We start from the raw sequence: 13,990 nt of genomic DNA on the forward strand, positions 1-13,990 counted from the left end.
CGTCACCAGTAAGACTAAAAACCCGCGCCACTGCGCGGGTTTTTTTATGCTCGTAGCAAGGCGCCCTAAGACTGACAAGGACCTAACCCATGAGCCAGCAAGTCATTATTTTCGATACTACTTTACGTGACGGTGAACAGGCATTACAGGCAAGCCTGAGTGTAAAAGAGAAACTGCAGATCGCGCTGGCTCTCGAACGTATGGGTGTCGACGTGATGGAGGTCGGTTTCCCTGTCTCTTCCCCGGGTGATTTCGAATCCGTACAGACCATCGCGCGCACCATTAAAAACAGCCGCGTTTGTGCCCTGGCGCGCTGCGTAGAGAAAGACATCGACGTCGCCGCCGAGTCGCTGAAGGTCGCCGAAGCGTTCCGTATCCACACCTTTATTGCCACCTCGCCTATGCACATCGCAACCAAGCTGCGCAGCACGCTGGATGAGGTGATTGAGCGTGCGGTTTACATGGTTAAGCGCGCACGCAACTATACCGATGACGTTGAATTCTCCTGTGAAGATGCGGGCCGTACGCCAATCGAAGACCTGGCACGCGTTGTGGAAGCCGCCATCAACGCGGGTGCGAAAACCATCAACATCCCGGACACCGTCGGCTACACCATGCCGTTTGAGTTTTCCAGCATCATCACCGGCCTGTATGACCGCGTGCCGAATATTGATAAAGCAATTATCTCCGTCCACACCCACGATGATTTGGGTCTGGCCGTGGGCAATGCCATCGCCGCGGTACACGCCGGCGCGCGTCAGGTAGAAGGCGCGATGAACGGCATCGGCGAACGCGCGGGCAACTGTTCGCTGGAAGAGGTGATCATGGCGATCAAAGTGCGCAAAGACATTATGGACGTGCACACCCGCATCAATCACAACGAAATCTGGCGCACCAGCCAGACCGTCAGCCAGATTTGCAACATGCCAATTCCGGCTAACAAAGCGATTGTCGGCACCGGTGCCTTCGCGCACTCCTCCGGTATTCACCAGGATGGCGTGCTGAAGAATCGTGAAAACTACGAAATCATGACTCCGGAATCCATCGGTCTGAACCAGGTGCAGTTGAACCTGACCTCCCGTTCCGGTCGCGCCGCGGTTAAACACCGTATGGAAGAGATGGGTTATAAGGACAGCGATTACAACATGGATCAGCTGTACGACGCGTTCCTGAAGCTGGCCGACAAAAAAGGTCAGGTGTTCGACTATGACCTGGAAGCGCTGGCCTTTATTAACAAGCAGCAGGAAGAGCCGGAGCACTTCCGTCTGGATTACTTCAACGTGCAGTCCGGCTCCAGCGACATCGCAACCGCCTCGGTCAAACTGGCCTGCGGGGATGAAATTAAAGCAGAGGCCGCTAACGGTAACGGCCCTGTCGATGCCATCTACCAGGCGATTAATCGCGTCACCGAGTACGACGTTGAGCTGGTGAAATATGACCTGACGGCCAAGGGCCACGGCAAAGATGCACTGGGTCAGGTCGACATTGTTGTTACCCACAATGGCCGCCGCTTCCACGGCGTGGGCCTGGCGACCGATATCGTTGAATCCTCCGCGAAAGCGATGGTGCATGTTCTGAACAACATCTGGCGCGCCGCCGAAGTCGAAAAAGAGTTGCAACGCAAAGCTCAGAATAAAGAGAACAACAAGGAAACCGTGTAATGTCGAAGAATTACCATATTGCTGTGTTGCCGGGCGACGGTATTGGTCCGGAAGTGATGGCACAGGCGCTGAAAGTACTGGAAGCCGTTCGCGCGCGTTTTGCGATGAAAATCACCACCAGCCACTATGACGTGGGCGGTATTGCGATTGATAACCACGGCACGCCGCTGCCAAAAGCGACCGTGGAAGGCTGCGAAAATGCCGATGCCGTGCTGTTTGGTTCCGTCGGTGGCCCGAAATGGGAACACCTGCCGCCGGCAGAGCAGCCAGAGCGCGGCGCGCTGCTGCCGCTGCGTAAACATTTCAAGCTGTTCAGCAACCTGCGTCCGGCGAAGCTGTATCAGGGTCTGGAAGAGTTCTGCCCGCTGCGCGCGGATATCGCCGCCAACGGTTTCGACATTCTGTGCGTGCGTGAACTGACCGGCGGGATCTACTTCGGTCAGCCAAAAGGCCGCGAAGGCAGCGGACAACACGAGAAAGCGTTCGACACCGAGGTGTATCACCGTTTCGAAATCGAACGTATCGCCCATATCGCGTTCGAGTCGGCGCGCAAACGCCGCCATAAAGTAACCTCCATTGATAAAGCGAACGTGCTGCAGTCCTCCATTTTGTGGCGCGAGATCGTCAGTGAAGTCGCTAAGCAGTACCCGGACGTCGCGCTGTCGCACATGTACATCGACAATGCGACCATGCAGCTGATTAAAGATCCGTCCCAGTTTGACGTGCTGCTGTGCTCCAACCTGTTCGGCGATATTCTCTCTGACGAGTGCGCAATGATCACCGGCTCGATGGGCATGCTGCCCTCCGCAAGCCTGAATGAAGAAGGCTTTGGCCTGTACGAGCCTGCGGGCGGCTCCGCGCCGGATATTGCAGGCAAAAACATTGCCAACCCTATTGCGCAGATCCTCTCCCTGGCCCTGCTGCTGCGCTACAGCCTGGATGCAGGCGATGCAGCAACCGCAATTGAAAACGCCATTAACCGGGCGTTAGAAGAAGGCGTCCGTACCGGCGATTTAGCACGCGGCACGGCGGCAGTCAGTACCGATGAAATGGGCGACATCATTGCCCGCTATGTCGCTGAAGGGGTGTAATCATGGCTAAGACGTTATATGAAAAGTTGTTTGATGCGCACGTTGTTTACGAGGCGCCAAACGAAACCCCGCTGCTGTACATTGACCGTCATCTGGTGCACGAAGTGACCTCTCCTCAGGCCTTTGACGGCCTGCGGGCGCACAAGCGTCCGGTACGTCAGCCGGGTAAAACCTTCGCGACGATGGATCACAACGTATCCACCCAGACAAAAGACATTAATGCCTCGGGTGAGATGGCCCGTATCCAGATGCAGGAGCTGATTAAGAACTGCAAGGAATTTGGCGTTGAGCTGTACGACCTGAACCATCCGTACCAGGGGATCGTCCACGTGATGGGACCTGAGCAAGGGATCACCCTGCCGGGCATGACCATCGTCTGCGGAGACTCCCATACCGCGACCCACGGCGCGTTTGGCGCTCTGGCATTCGGAATTGGCACGTCCGAGGTGGAACATGTTCTGGCAACGCAGACCCTGAAACAGGGCCGCGCCAAAACCATGAAGATTGAAGTGAAGGGTAAAGCCGCACCGGGTATTACCGCAAAAGACATCGTGCTGGCCATCATCGGTAAAACCGGCAGCGCGGGCGGCACCGGTCATGTTGTCGAGTTCTGCGGGGAAGCCATCCAGGCGCTGAGCATGGAGGGGCGCATGACCCTGTGCAATATGGCGATTGAGATGGGCGCAAAAGCCGGTCTGGTCGCGCCGGACGAAACCACCTTCAACTACGTGAAGGGTCGTCTGCACGCGCCGAAAGATCAGGATTTTGACGACGCGGTAGCGTACTGGAAAACCCTGAAAACCGACGATGGGGCAACGTTTGACACCGTCGTCACGCTGCAGGCAGAAGAGATTGCGCCTCAGGTGACCTGGGGCACCAATCCGGGCCAGGTGATTTCCGTTAACGACAATATCCCTGACCCGGCATCCTTTACCGATCCGGTCGAGCGCGCCAGTGCCGAAAAAGCGCTGGCCTATATGGGGCTGAAGCCTGGCGTGCCGTTGACCGATGTCGCCATTGATAAAGTCTTTATCGGTTCCTGCACCAACTCCCGTATCGAGGATTTGCGTGCCGCCGCCGAGATTGCCAAAGGCCGCAAAGTGGCACCGGGCGTGCAGGCGCTGGTGGTACCTGGCTCCGGTCCGGTGAAAGCCCAGGCGGAAGCCGAAGGTCTGGATAAGATCTTTATCGAAGCGGGCTTCGAGTGGCGCCTGCCCGGCTGCTCCATGTGTCTGGCCATGAACAACGATCGCCTGAATCCGGGCGAGCGCTGCGCCTCCACCAGCAACCGAAACTTTGAAGGCCGTCAGGGCCGCGGTGGGCGCACCCATCTGGTCAGCCCGGCAATGGCCGCCGCTGCGGCAGTCACCGGCCATTTCGCCGATATTCGCAGCCTGAAATAAGGAGACAATCATGGCAGAGAAATTTACCCAACATACGGGCCGTGTTGTCCCGCTGGACGCCGCTAACGTCGATACTGACGCTATTATTCCAAAACAGTTTCTGCAGAAAGTGACGCGTACCGGTTTCGGCGCACATCTGTTTAACGACTGGCGTTTCCTGGACGATAAGGGCGAAGTGCCTAATCCGGAATTCGTTCTGAACTTCCCGGAATATAAAGGCGCCTCCATTTTGCTGGCACGCGAAAACTTTGGCTGCGGCTCATCCCGTGAACACGCACCGTGGGCGCTCACCGACTACGGTTTTAAAGTGGTCATTGCCCCTAGCTTCGCGGATATCTTCTACGGCAATAGCTTCAACAACCAGCTGCTGCCCGTCACGCTGAGCGATGAACAGGTCGATGAGTTGTTCGCGATGGTTAAGGCGAATCCGGGCATTTCGTTTGAAGTGGATCTGGAAGCCGAAGTGGTGAAAGCCGGGGATAAGACCTACAGCTTCAGCATTGATGCCTTCCGCCGTCACTGCATGCTGAACGGTCTGGACAGCATTGGTTTAACTCTCCAGCACGACGCGGCGATTGCCGCTTACGAAAACAAACAACCTGCATTTATGAAATAATCCTCCGGCCTGCAGTCCATTCTGCAGGCCGCGTTTTATCTTGATACCCGTCTCCTTCTGTAAATACTTCCCAAACCCAGCCACTAATGACGTTATATTTAATGTCAATTTAATGTTTCCTGCGCAGAATAACCGCTCAATCAGCTGGCAGCGGAAACAATCATGGAAAAGAAAAATGGCAATGAGTCTCATATCCGTTCTCGGGAAATACATAAATGCACATTAGTAAGCGTAATAATAAATAGTTTACTCACTGCCTTTCAGATACTTGCAGGAATATTTTCCGGCTCACAGGGTTTAATTGCTGATGGGATTCATTCTCTTTCCGATTTATCCTCCGACTTTGTCGTTCTGGTTGCGAATAAAAAGAGTCAGAAAGCCTCTGATATCGATCATCATTACGGTCATCTGCGTTTCGAAAACGGTGCAAAGCTCATTATTGGCGCTATTCTGCTGCTTGTGGGGGTCGGGATGCTCTGGTCCGCAGGGAATAAACTGCTTCACCCCGAGACGCATCAGCTGGTGAAAGGGGCCGCGTTGTGGGTGGCGATTCTGGCGCTGGTGGTAAAGGAAAGCCTGTTCAGATACATGTTTGCCACGGGAAAACGTATTCAGTCCTCGCTGCTGATAGCCAATGCCTGGCACGCCCGTTCTGACGCAGCGTCGTCAGTGGTTGTCGCCATCGGCATTGCTGGGAATTTAGTGGGTTTTCACGCGATGGACCTCATTGCGGCCCTGATTGTCGGGATTTTCATCGCCCATATGGGTTACAAATTCTCTGCCGATGCCCTGCACGACCTGATGGACCGCTCGCTGGAGCCCGAACTGGAGCACGACATCAAAACGTGTCTTCTCGCAACCGAGGGCGTCACCGGACTCCATGATTTAAAAACCCGCAAGATGGGTGATTTAGCCCTTGTCGATGTTCATCTGGAAGTAAACGGCGAATTAAGCGTAAAAGAAGGACATCAGATTGCCGTTAATGCCAGAAATAACGTGATGCAAAAATTCAATGTGCTGAACGTGATGACGCATATTGATCCTGCCCGCTAATCGAAACGCATAAATACAGTGTGACGCAACCGATCGTTAAGGTTTCGTTAATTAATCTGCGTCACACTGCATCGCATCAGCTCTCTCATTATTGAGGTGAAATGCGATGAAACCAACATTACGCGATACGCTTCCCCATAAAGAAACGCCTTTTCTTCGCATACTGCACATTCTTGTGGCCGTACTGGTCCTGGCCCAGATTATCAATTCTAATTTCACCGAAAGTGAAGCCCTCCACGAATCCGGGCTGAACGGAATTGTCACCTGGATCCATGTTATCTCCGGATTTGGTTTAATTTTTTGTGGCATTGCCATGATGGCATGGATGTTAACCCAGCGCGGATTTAAGTATTACTTCGCCTGGCTGGCGCTGGATTTTCGCGGAATTGTTGACGATATTCGCACCCTCGCGCAGCGTCAGCTTCCTGACGCGCATGCTGGCGGTATGGCGGCAACGGTGCAAGGTCTGGGCGTGCTGGCGCTGCTGGGCGTTGCACTCTGCGGCGCGGCCTGGTTCGTGCTGAGCGCCACGCTCGGGCCGGTTTCGTCCGTCACGGAATCCGTCCTGGATTTGCATAAATTCCTGACGGTCTTTATTGAGACATATTTCTGGGCACACGGCTTCATGGGCCTCGTTCATATGTACCTGACGCTACGCGCGCAGCGTAAATATCAGTATTCAGAATAAAACGGTTCACAGAGCCCGGCGTTCCCGGGCTCCGTTTCGTTCATCCGATCACACGTCTTTTACGCGGCAGGTCAGCAGGAGCGTCACGACGGATAGCGCCGCAATCATCCAGTAGACTGACGCATGGCCGTAGCTTTGCGCCAGCGCCCCCTGAATCACGCCCGCCAGAATCACCCCGGTTGAAATGCTGTTGGTAAAAAGCGTGGTCGCCGAGCCGGCACGGCCGGGCATGAGATCCTGAAACCAGAGCATGCCGATCCCGGCAACAATCCCAATAAACACGGCGTTAAACAGCTGCAGCGCCAGCAACGCTTCCCGCGAATGGAAAAGGATCAGCCCCGCGTAGAACAGCACCCCGGCCGCCACGGCGACGATCATCATCCTGCGCTTTCCAAAGCGCTTAACGTAGTAACCCGCCAGAATCATTGCCGGGATTTCCAGCCCGGCGGCAGTTCCCATTAAGATCCCCGCAAGCTTGTCCGGCAGGCCCAGATCGCTGCTGATCCACAGCGGCATATCGATGATGTACATGGTGTTGCAGGTCCACATCAGCGTGGAGGCAATAAACAGCATGCGGACGTTTTTGTCCTGCCAGCCGCTCACTTCGGTGACAGGTTTATCCGTCGTCTGTTCGACGCGCGCCACGGACGGCAGCGCGAAGGCAATCAGCGCCAGGCTGATGACAAAAATCCCGGCGGCGATGGAAAACATGGTGGTAAAGCCGTAGTTCAACGCCAGCATGAAGGCCAGCGGCGGACCAATGACCCACGCCAGCGAAAGCTGGGCGCGCATCACCGAGCTGAACATCACCACTTCCCGCGCCGAGTTATCCGCATATTCACGGGCCAGCGCGAACAGCTGCGGCATGGCGGTATTCGCCAGCGACGCCAGCAGCACGCCGCAGGTAATGAGCGTCAGATAATGACGGTTGAAGGCAAAGAGCAGCGCGTTGCCCACGGCCATGGCGCAGCAAAAGAGGATCAGCCTGCGGCGATCGCCCTGGCTGTCCGATCGTTTCGCCAGCGCGAGGCTGACCAGGATCCCGGCAATGGCGTTAACGGTGTAAAACAGGCCGACCCAAAACGGCTGCGCCCCCACCTCGCGGCTGAGAAACAGGCTCAGCGTCGGGGCCTGCAGCGCCCCCGCCACGCCCATCATAAAGGCCACCAGCATAAAAGCGGCATATACGCCGTTCAGGCGTCGCCCCATCGTCATCAACCACAGCATGCGCAAGTCCTTGTGAAAGCGAATCGAAATTGGGTGAATAGTAAACGAAAAAAGCCAGCAAAAACATTTTGCTGGCGGGTGATAAGCACCAATACTCAGTCACACATGATCGAGGCGAGTTAGCGGGAAGAGGTCGGGGCTGTAACGTCCCACTGCATCAATTCTTCTAACGTTTTCAGCCGTTGCTCTGCACACCGGCGGGCCAGCCAGGACGCTCCTTTTGTCGCTGAAAAGTACTGCTGATAGAACTGACGTGCGGTAGACCTCTTCATAATTTACCTCCTCGCTTCATCGGGGAGAATTATTGGCCTAATATAGGGAAAAATAAATTGCTGGTTTTTTGTCAGGAGTTCCCCTTTTATGCCTTCCGGTCGTCTGCAACAACAGTTTATCCGCCTCTGGCAGTGCTGCGAGGGGCAATCGCAGGAGACCACGCTCAACGAGCTGGCTGACCTGCTTAGCTGCTCCCGCCGCCATATGCGCACGCTGCTCAACACCATGCAGCAGCAGGGCTGGTTAAACTGGGAAGCGGAGGCGGGACGCGGCAAACGTTCGCGGCTGACTTTCCTCTATACCGGGCTGGCGCTGCAGCAGCAGCGCGCGGAAGATCTGCTCGAGCAGGATCGCATCGATCAGCTGGTCCAGTTGGTGGGCGACAAAGCCGCCGTGCGCCAGATGCTGGTTTCCCATCTCGGGCGCAGCTTTCGTCAGGGCCGACACATTCTGCGGGTGCTCTACTACCGTCCGATGAAAAATCTGTTGCCCGGCACGGCCTTACGCCGCTCTGAAACCCACATGGCCCGGCAAATCTTCAGCGGCCTGACGCGGATAAATGAGGAAAACGGGGAACTGGAGGCGGATATCGCGCACCACTGGCAGCAGGTTTCCCCGCTTCACTGGCGCTTTTTTTTACGCCCCGGTATCCACTTTCACCACGGCCGCGAGCTGGAAATGTACGACGTCATCGCCTCCCTGGAACGTGCCCGCAGGCTCCCACTCTACTCGCATATTTCCCGCGTCCACTCCCCCACGGCCTGGACGCTGGATATTGAGCTGTCGCAGCAGGATAAGTGGCTTCCCTGGCTGCTGGGCTATGTGCCGTCGATGATTTTGCCCGGCGAGTGGGAATCAATGAACAACTTTGCCAGCCTGCCGATTGGCACCGGGCCTTACTCCGTGTCCCGCAATAACAGCAACCAGCTGAAAATCCGCGCGTTCGACGACTACTTTGGCTATCGGGCGCTGATCGACGAAGTGAACGTCTGGGTATTGCCGGATCTCAATGAAGACCTGAGCTGCGGGCTGACGCTGGAAGGCCCCACCACGGGAGAAAAAGCCGTGGAGAGTCGCCTCGAGGAAGGGTGTTACTATCTCCTGTTTGACCGCCGCACCCACCGTGGGGCAAACCAGGCCGTCCGCAAGTGGATCAGCCACGTTTTGTCCCCTTCCAATCTGATTTACCATGCGGAAGAGCAGTACCAGACATACTGGTTCCCGGCGTACGGCCTGCTTCCGCGCTGGCACCACGCCCGCCCGGTGCACTGCGACAAACCCGCAGGGCTGGAGTCCATCACCCTGACCTACTACCGCGAGCACGTGGAGCATCGTTTTATCGCCAGAATCATGACCCGGCTGCTGGCAGCCGAGGGGGTCAGGTTAGAGGTCAGGGAAGTGGACTATGACGAATGGCATCAGGGGGAGATCGCCAGTGATATCTGGCTCAACAGCGCCAACTTTACCCTGCCGCTCGATTTTTCCCTTTTCTCGCATTTGTATGAAGTCCCGCTGATCCAGCACTGCATCGACCGTGACTGGCAGCAGGACGCCGCCCTGTGGCGCGCGGGCGAAATGAATCTTGCAGCGTGGTGCCAGCAGCTGCTGGCCGAGCAGGCGATCGTACCCTTGATCCACCACTGGCTGATGATCCAGGGCCAGCGCAGCATGCGCGGCCTGCGGATGAACACCCTGGGCTGGTTTGATTTTAAATCCGCCTGGTTTGCGCCGCCGGAGCCATAACGCTTTCGTAATATTCACCAAATCATTACAATAGCGCCGTTCTCAACGGGGTGCTGCATCACAGATGTGCGCTGAGATAATACCCGTCGAACCTGATCCGGATAACGCCGGCGAAGGGATTTGAGGCTGTCTCTCAAAATCCTTTGCCACTCAACTTTGAGGTGCAAAGTGTTAAAAAAAGTTCTCCCCCTGCTGGCGCTGTTTGCGCTGCCTGCTTTTGCGAAGCCCGTCCTGACGGTCTACACCTATGACTCCTTCTCTGCCGACTGGGGCCCTGGCCCGGTGGTTAAAAAAGCCTTTGAAGCGGACTGTAACTGCGAGCTGAAGTTCGTGGCGCTGGAAGATGGCGTGTCGCTGCTCAACCGTCTGCGTATGGAAGGGAAAAACAGCAAGGCCGACGTGGTGCTCGGTCTGGATAACAACCTGCTGGAAGCCGCCTCGCAAACCAAACTGTTTGCCAAAAGCGGCGTAGCGGCAGAGGCCGTTAACGTGCCGGGCGGCTGGAAAAACGACACCTTTGTGCCGTTCGACTATGGCTACTTTGCTTTTGTTTACGACAAAAATAAGCTGAAAAACCCGCCGAAGAGCCTGAAAGAGCTGGTCGAAAGTGACCAGAAATGGCGCGTGATTTATGAAGATCCGCGCACCAGCACGCCAGGACTGGGCCTGCTGCTGTGGATGCAAAAGGTTTATGGGGATAAAGCGCCGGAGGCGTGGCAGAAACTGGCCGCTAAAACCGTCACCGTCACCAAAGGCTGGAGCGAAGCCTATGGCCTGTTCCTGAAAGGCGAAAGCGACCTGGTGCTGAGCTACACCACCTCTCCGGCCTACCACATTATCGCCGAGAAGAAAGATAACTATGCTGCCGCTGATTTTGCTGAAGGGCACTATCTGCAGGTGGAAGTGGCCGCGCGTACCGCTGCCAGCAAACAGCCGGAGCTGGCCGAGAAGTTCCTGAAGTTTATGGTTTCACCGGCGTTCCAGAATGCGATTCCCGCAGGCAACTGGATGTATCCGGTCACGAACGTTACCCTGCCCGCAGGTTTCGAGCAGTTGACCAAACCAAACACCTCGCTGGAGTTTACGCCGCAGCAGGTCGCCGCGCAGCGTGCAGCATGGGTAAGTGAATGGCAACGCGCCGTCAGCCGTTGATTCCCGGCTGGTTACTTCCCGGGCTGCTCGCCGCCACAGTGATGGTGGTGGTCAGCCTGGGGGCTTTTCTTGCACTGTGGTTCAACGCGCCAGAGAGCGACCTGCTCGCCCTCTGGCACGACAGCTACCTCTGGCACGTTATCCGGTTCTCCTTCTGGCAGGCGTCTCTCTCTGCCCTGCTGTCGGCGATCCCGGCTATTTTCCTGGCGCGCGCGCTGTATCGTCGGCGTTTCCCAGGCAGAGAGGCGCTGCTTCGCCTTTGTGCCATGACGCTGATCCTGCCCGTGCTGGTGGCGGTATTTGGGATCCTCAGCGTTTACGGTCGCCAGGGCTGGCTGGCTTCGCTGTTCGGCCAGCTTGGTCTGGAATGGTCATTCTCGCCTTACGGACTGCAGGGCATTCTGCTGGCGCACGTGTTTTTCAATATGCCGATGGCGACGCGCCTCTTTTTGCAGGCGCTGGAAAATATTCCCGGTGAACAGCGCCAGATTGCGGCTCAGCTCGGCATGCGCGGCTGGTCATTCTTCCGCTTTGTCGAATGGCCGTGGCTGCGCCGCCAGATCCCGCCCGTCGCGGCGTTAATCTTTATGCTCTGCTTTGCCAGCTTTGCCACCGTGCTGTCGCTCGGCGGCGGGCCGCAGGCCACCACTATTGAGCTGGCGATTTACCAGGCGCTGAGTTACGACTACGATCCCGGTCGCGCCGCGCTGCTGGCGATGGTGCAGATGGCGTGCTGCCTTGTGCTGGTCCTGTTGAGCCAGCGGCTGAGTAAAGCCATTCCCGCGGGCAGTAATCAAATAACCGGCTGGCGCGATCCGCAGGACAGCCTGCACAGCCGCGTTACCGATTTTATCCTGATCGCGCTGGCGCTTCTGCTTCTGCTGCCGCCGCTGATGGCCGTTATCGTTGACGGACTGAACCTCAATCTCATCTCCGTCCTGCAACAGCCCGTCCTCTGGCAGGCGACCTGGACCTCGCTGCGTATCGCGCTGGCGGCAGGGTTACTGTGCGTCATGCTGACCATGATGCTGCTGTGGAGCAGCCGCGAACTCTACGCGCGTCAGGCCCGTAAGGCCGGGCAGGTGCTGGAGCTGACGGGCATGCTGATTCTGGCGATGCCGGGCATCGTGCTGGCGACGGGCTTCTTTTTACTGTTTAACAGCACCATCGGCCTGCCGGAAAGCGCCGATGGCATTGTGATTTTTACCAACGCCTTAATGGCCATCCCCTACGCGCTTAAGGTGCTGGAAAACCCGATGCGCGACGTCAACAGCCGCTACGGTTTGCTGTGCCAGTCGCTGGGCATGCAGGGCTGGCAGCGGCTGAAGGTGGTCGAACTGCGCGCACTGAAACGTCCGCTGGCGCAGGCGCTGGCGTTTGCCTGCGTGCTCTCTATTGGAGACTTTGGCGTCGTGGCGCTGTTCGGCAATGACGATTTCCGCACGCTGCCATACTGGCTCTATCAGCAAATCGGCTCTTACCGCAGCCAGGACGGCGCGGTCACCGCGCTGTTACTGCTGCTGCTGTGCTTTGCCTTATTTACCGTTATCGAGAAACTTCCGGGGCGTGATGTTAAAACTGACTGATGTAACCTGGCTTTATCAGCATCTGCCGATGCGCTTCACGCTCTCCGTGCGCCAGGGGGAGATGATCGCCGTACTTGGCCCAAGCGGCGCGGGAAAAAGCACGCTGCTTAATCTGATTGCGGGTTTTCTGCAGCCGGCAAGCGGTGCGATCGCCATTAACAATCAAGATCATACCCACACGCCGCCCGCAAAACGTCCGGTCTCAATGCTGTTTCAGGAAAACAACCTGTTTACCCACCTGACGGTGCGGCAAAACATCGCGCTGGGAATGCATCCGGGACTCAGGCTGAACGATGCCCAGCGTCAGAAGCTGGAGATCATTGCCGCCCAGATGGGGATCAACGAGTTCATCGACAGGCTCCCGGGCGAGCTTTCCGGCGGCCAGCGTCAGCGCGTGGCGCTGGCGCGATGTCTGGTCCGCGAGCAGCCGATCCTGCTGCTGGATGAGCCGTTCTCGGCGCTCGATCCCGCGCTGCGCCAGGAGATGCTCGCCCTGGTGCAGGACGTTTGTCAGCGCCAGCAGCTGACGATGCTGATGGTTTCACACAGTATTGAGGATGCTGCCCGCATCGCCCCGCGATCGGTAGTGATTGCCGAAGGGCGTATTTTGTGGGATGGAAAAACAGAAGAACTGCTGAGCGGTAAAGCGGGGGCGTCTTCACTGTTGGGCATTCGTGCCGTCTGATGCCCTCTCCCACAGGGAGAGGGAAAAAGTCCTTAACGGCTCACCACTTTCAATAAAATCTCACCGTACACCGGCATCAGCGGGTGGCGAATCAGCGCGACCAGGGCTACCACGGCCACACCCAGCGTCAGCGGGGCCAGCCACAAAAGACGAGTGCGCGGGAGATAGCGCGTCAGACGATCGACGCTGGCTTTCGCGCTGCGCCACAGCCGCCAGCAGAGCCATGCCGCCAGCCACAGCAGCACAGCCGTGCCCAGCAGCAGCCACTTAAACTCACCGCTTTGCATGCCGTCAGGAATATCGATGGCAGCGCCCGCGAGGATCCCCGGCAGGAAGTAGAACGGCGGCCAGAAGACGCAGCCGATAATGTTCGGCACCACGAATTTTGCGACGGGCAGATCCAGCATCCCCGCCACCATCGGCACCAGCGGACGCGTTGGCCCGACAAAGCGGCCGACGAGGATGGTAAACATGCTGTGCTGATGCAGCGCATGCTCGGTTTTATCCAGCAGGGCTTTGTTCTTTTTCATGAACGACCAGCGGTGCAGCGGCTTCTTAAAGCGCCAGCCCAGCCAGAAGGAGATCCAGTCACCGAGCAGGCAGCCGATTATCCCGGCCAGCCACGCCTGCCAGAAATTAACCTCGCCGCTGCCAATCAGCGCCCCAAGCCCTGCCATCATCACGGTGCCGGGCAGGATCAGCCCAACCAGCGCCAGCGATTCCAGAAACGCCACCAGCGCCACGGCGATGAGCGAGTACATAACGGACTGGGTAATAAAGTGTTCCAGCAATGCCTGCATAACTATTCCGGT

The 13,990-nt window shown here is 57.1% G+C and carries 13 protein-coding genes and 1 riboswitch; of the genes, 10 read left to right on the plus strand and 3 right to left on the minus strand.

All coding sequences use genetic code 11. The features are described 5' to 3' along the window. Window positions 1–89: 89 nt before the first annotated feature. From leuA to ADJ24_RS00945, 6 genes are all read left to right on the plus strand, one after another. Window positions 90–1,661 carry a 2-isopropylmalate synthase gene (gene leuA, locus ADJ24_RS00920; protein ID WP_023310386.1) on the plus strand — a complete coding sequence of 524 codons (1,572 nt, stop codon included), beginning with the start codon at window positions 90–92 and terminating at the stop codon, window positions 1,659–1,661. Beyond that, window positions 1,661–2,752, plus strand: a complete 1,092-nt coding sequence (gene leuB, locus ADJ24_RS00925) for a 3-isopropylmalate dehydrogenase (RefSeq protein ID WP_023310385.1) — start codon at window positions 1,661–1,663, stop codon at window positions 2,750–2,752. Before leuA ends, leuB begins: the two co-directional genes overlap by 1 nt. 2 nt (window positions 2,753–2,754) lie before the next feature. After that, window positions 2,755–4,155 (plus strand): 3-isopropylmalate dehydratase large subunit, encoded by a 1,401-nt coding sequence (gene leuC, locus ADJ24_RS00930; RefSeq protein WP_023310384.1) that lies wholly within the window; start codon window positions 2,755–2,757, stop codon window positions 4,153–4,155. Between the two features lie 10 nt (window positions 4,156–4,165). Further along, on the plus strand, window positions 4,166–4,771 hold the full coding sequence (gene leuD / locus ADJ24_RS00935; RefSeq protein WP_023310383.1) for a 3-isopropylmalate dehydratase small subunit: 606 nt from the start codon (window positions 4,166–4,168) through the stop codon (window positions 4,769–4,771). 162 nt (window positions 4,772–4,933) lie between these two features. Continuing rightward, entirely contained in the window at window positions 4,934–5,824 is an 891-nt protein-coding gene (locus ADJ24_RS00940; protein ID WP_023310382.1) for a cation diffusion facilitator family transporter, read from the plus strand. A 106-nt stretch (window positions 5,825–5,930) separates the two neighbouring features. Further along, a complete protein-coding gene (locus tag ADJ24_RS00945; protein ID WP_023310381.1) occupies window positions 5,931–6,512 on the plus strand; it encodes a cytochrome b/b6 domain-containing protein in 582 nt (193 codons plus the stop codon). A gap of 48 nt (window positions 6,513–6,560) precedes the next feature. On the opposite strand, the gene ADJ24_RS00950 is transcribed toward ADJ24_RS00945, so the two are convergent. Both ADJ24_RS00950 and sgrT read right to left on the minus strand, forming a co-directional pair. Next, window positions 6,561–7,739, minus strand: a complete 1,179-nt coding sequence (locus ADJ24_RS00950; RefSeq protein WP_023310380.1) for a sugar efflux transporter — start codon at window positions 7,737–7,739, stop codon at window positions 6,561–6,563. Window positions 7,740–7,858: 119 nt separating this feature from the next. After that, window positions 7,859–8,011: a glucose uptake inhibitor SgrT gene (gene sgrT, locus ADJ24_RS23350; RefSeq protein WP_023310379.1), complete on the minus strand. Its 153-nt coding sequence runs from the start codon at window positions 8,009–8,011 to the stop codon at window positions 7,859–7,861. Window positions 8,012–8,099: 88 nt separating this feature from the next. Here sgrT and sgrR point away from each other — a divergent pair, with 88 nt between their 5' ends. The 4 genes from sgrR to thiQ all read left to right on the plus strand — a co-directional run bounded on the left by sgrR (window position 8,100) and on the right by thiQ (window position 13,178). Next, on the plus strand, window positions 8,100–9,755 hold the full coding sequence (gene sgrR / locus ADJ24_RS00955) for an HTH-type transcriptional regulator SgrR (RefSeq protein ID WP_023310378.1): 1,656 nt from the start codon (window positions 8,100–8,102) through the stop codon (window positions 9,753–9,755). Between the two features lie 36 nt (window positions 9,756–9,791). After that, window positions 9,792–9,892, plus strand: a riboswitch (TPP riboswitch). Window positions 9,893–9,923: 31 nt separating this feature from the next. Then, window positions 9,924–10,907 carry a thiamine ABC transporter substrate binding subunit gene (thiB, locus tag ADJ24_RS00960; protein WP_023310377.1) on the plus strand — a complete coding sequence of 328 codons (984 nt, stop codon included), beginning with the start codon at window positions 9,924–9,926 and terminating at the stop codon, window positions 10,905–10,907. After that, window positions 10,883–12,493, plus strand: a complete 1,611-nt coding sequence (gene thiP, locus ADJ24_RS00965; protein ID WP_023310376.1) for a thiamine/thiamine pyrophosphate ABC transporter permease ThiP — start codon at window positions 10,883–10,885, stop codon at window positions 12,491–12,493. The genes thiB and thiP overlap by 25 nt, the downstream gene beginning before the upstream one ends. Beyond that, a complete protein-coding gene (gene thiQ, locus ADJ24_RS00970; protein WP_023310375.1) occupies window positions 12,477–13,178 on the plus strand; it encodes a thiamine ABC transporter ATP-binding protein ThiQ in 702 nt (233 codons plus the stop codon). Before thiP ends, thiQ begins: the two co-directional genes overlap by 17 nt. 32 nt (window positions 13,179–13,210) lie before the next feature. On the opposite strand, the gene ADJ24_RS00975 is transcribed toward thiQ, so the two are convergent. After that, window positions 13,211–13,978, minus strand: coding sequence for a DedA family protein (locus ADJ24_RS00975; RefSeq protein ID WP_023310374.1), 768 nt, complete (start codon window positions 13,976–13,978; stop codon window positions 13,211–13,213). Between the last annotated feature and the right edge of the window lie 12 nt (window positions 13,979–13,990).

This window comes from Enterobacter sp. 940_PEND, from assembly GCF_001059415.1.
GTDB classification, from domain to species: Bacteria; Pseudomonadota; Gammaproteobacteria; order Enterobacterales; family Enterobacteriaceae; genus Enterobacter; species Enterobacter cloacae_M.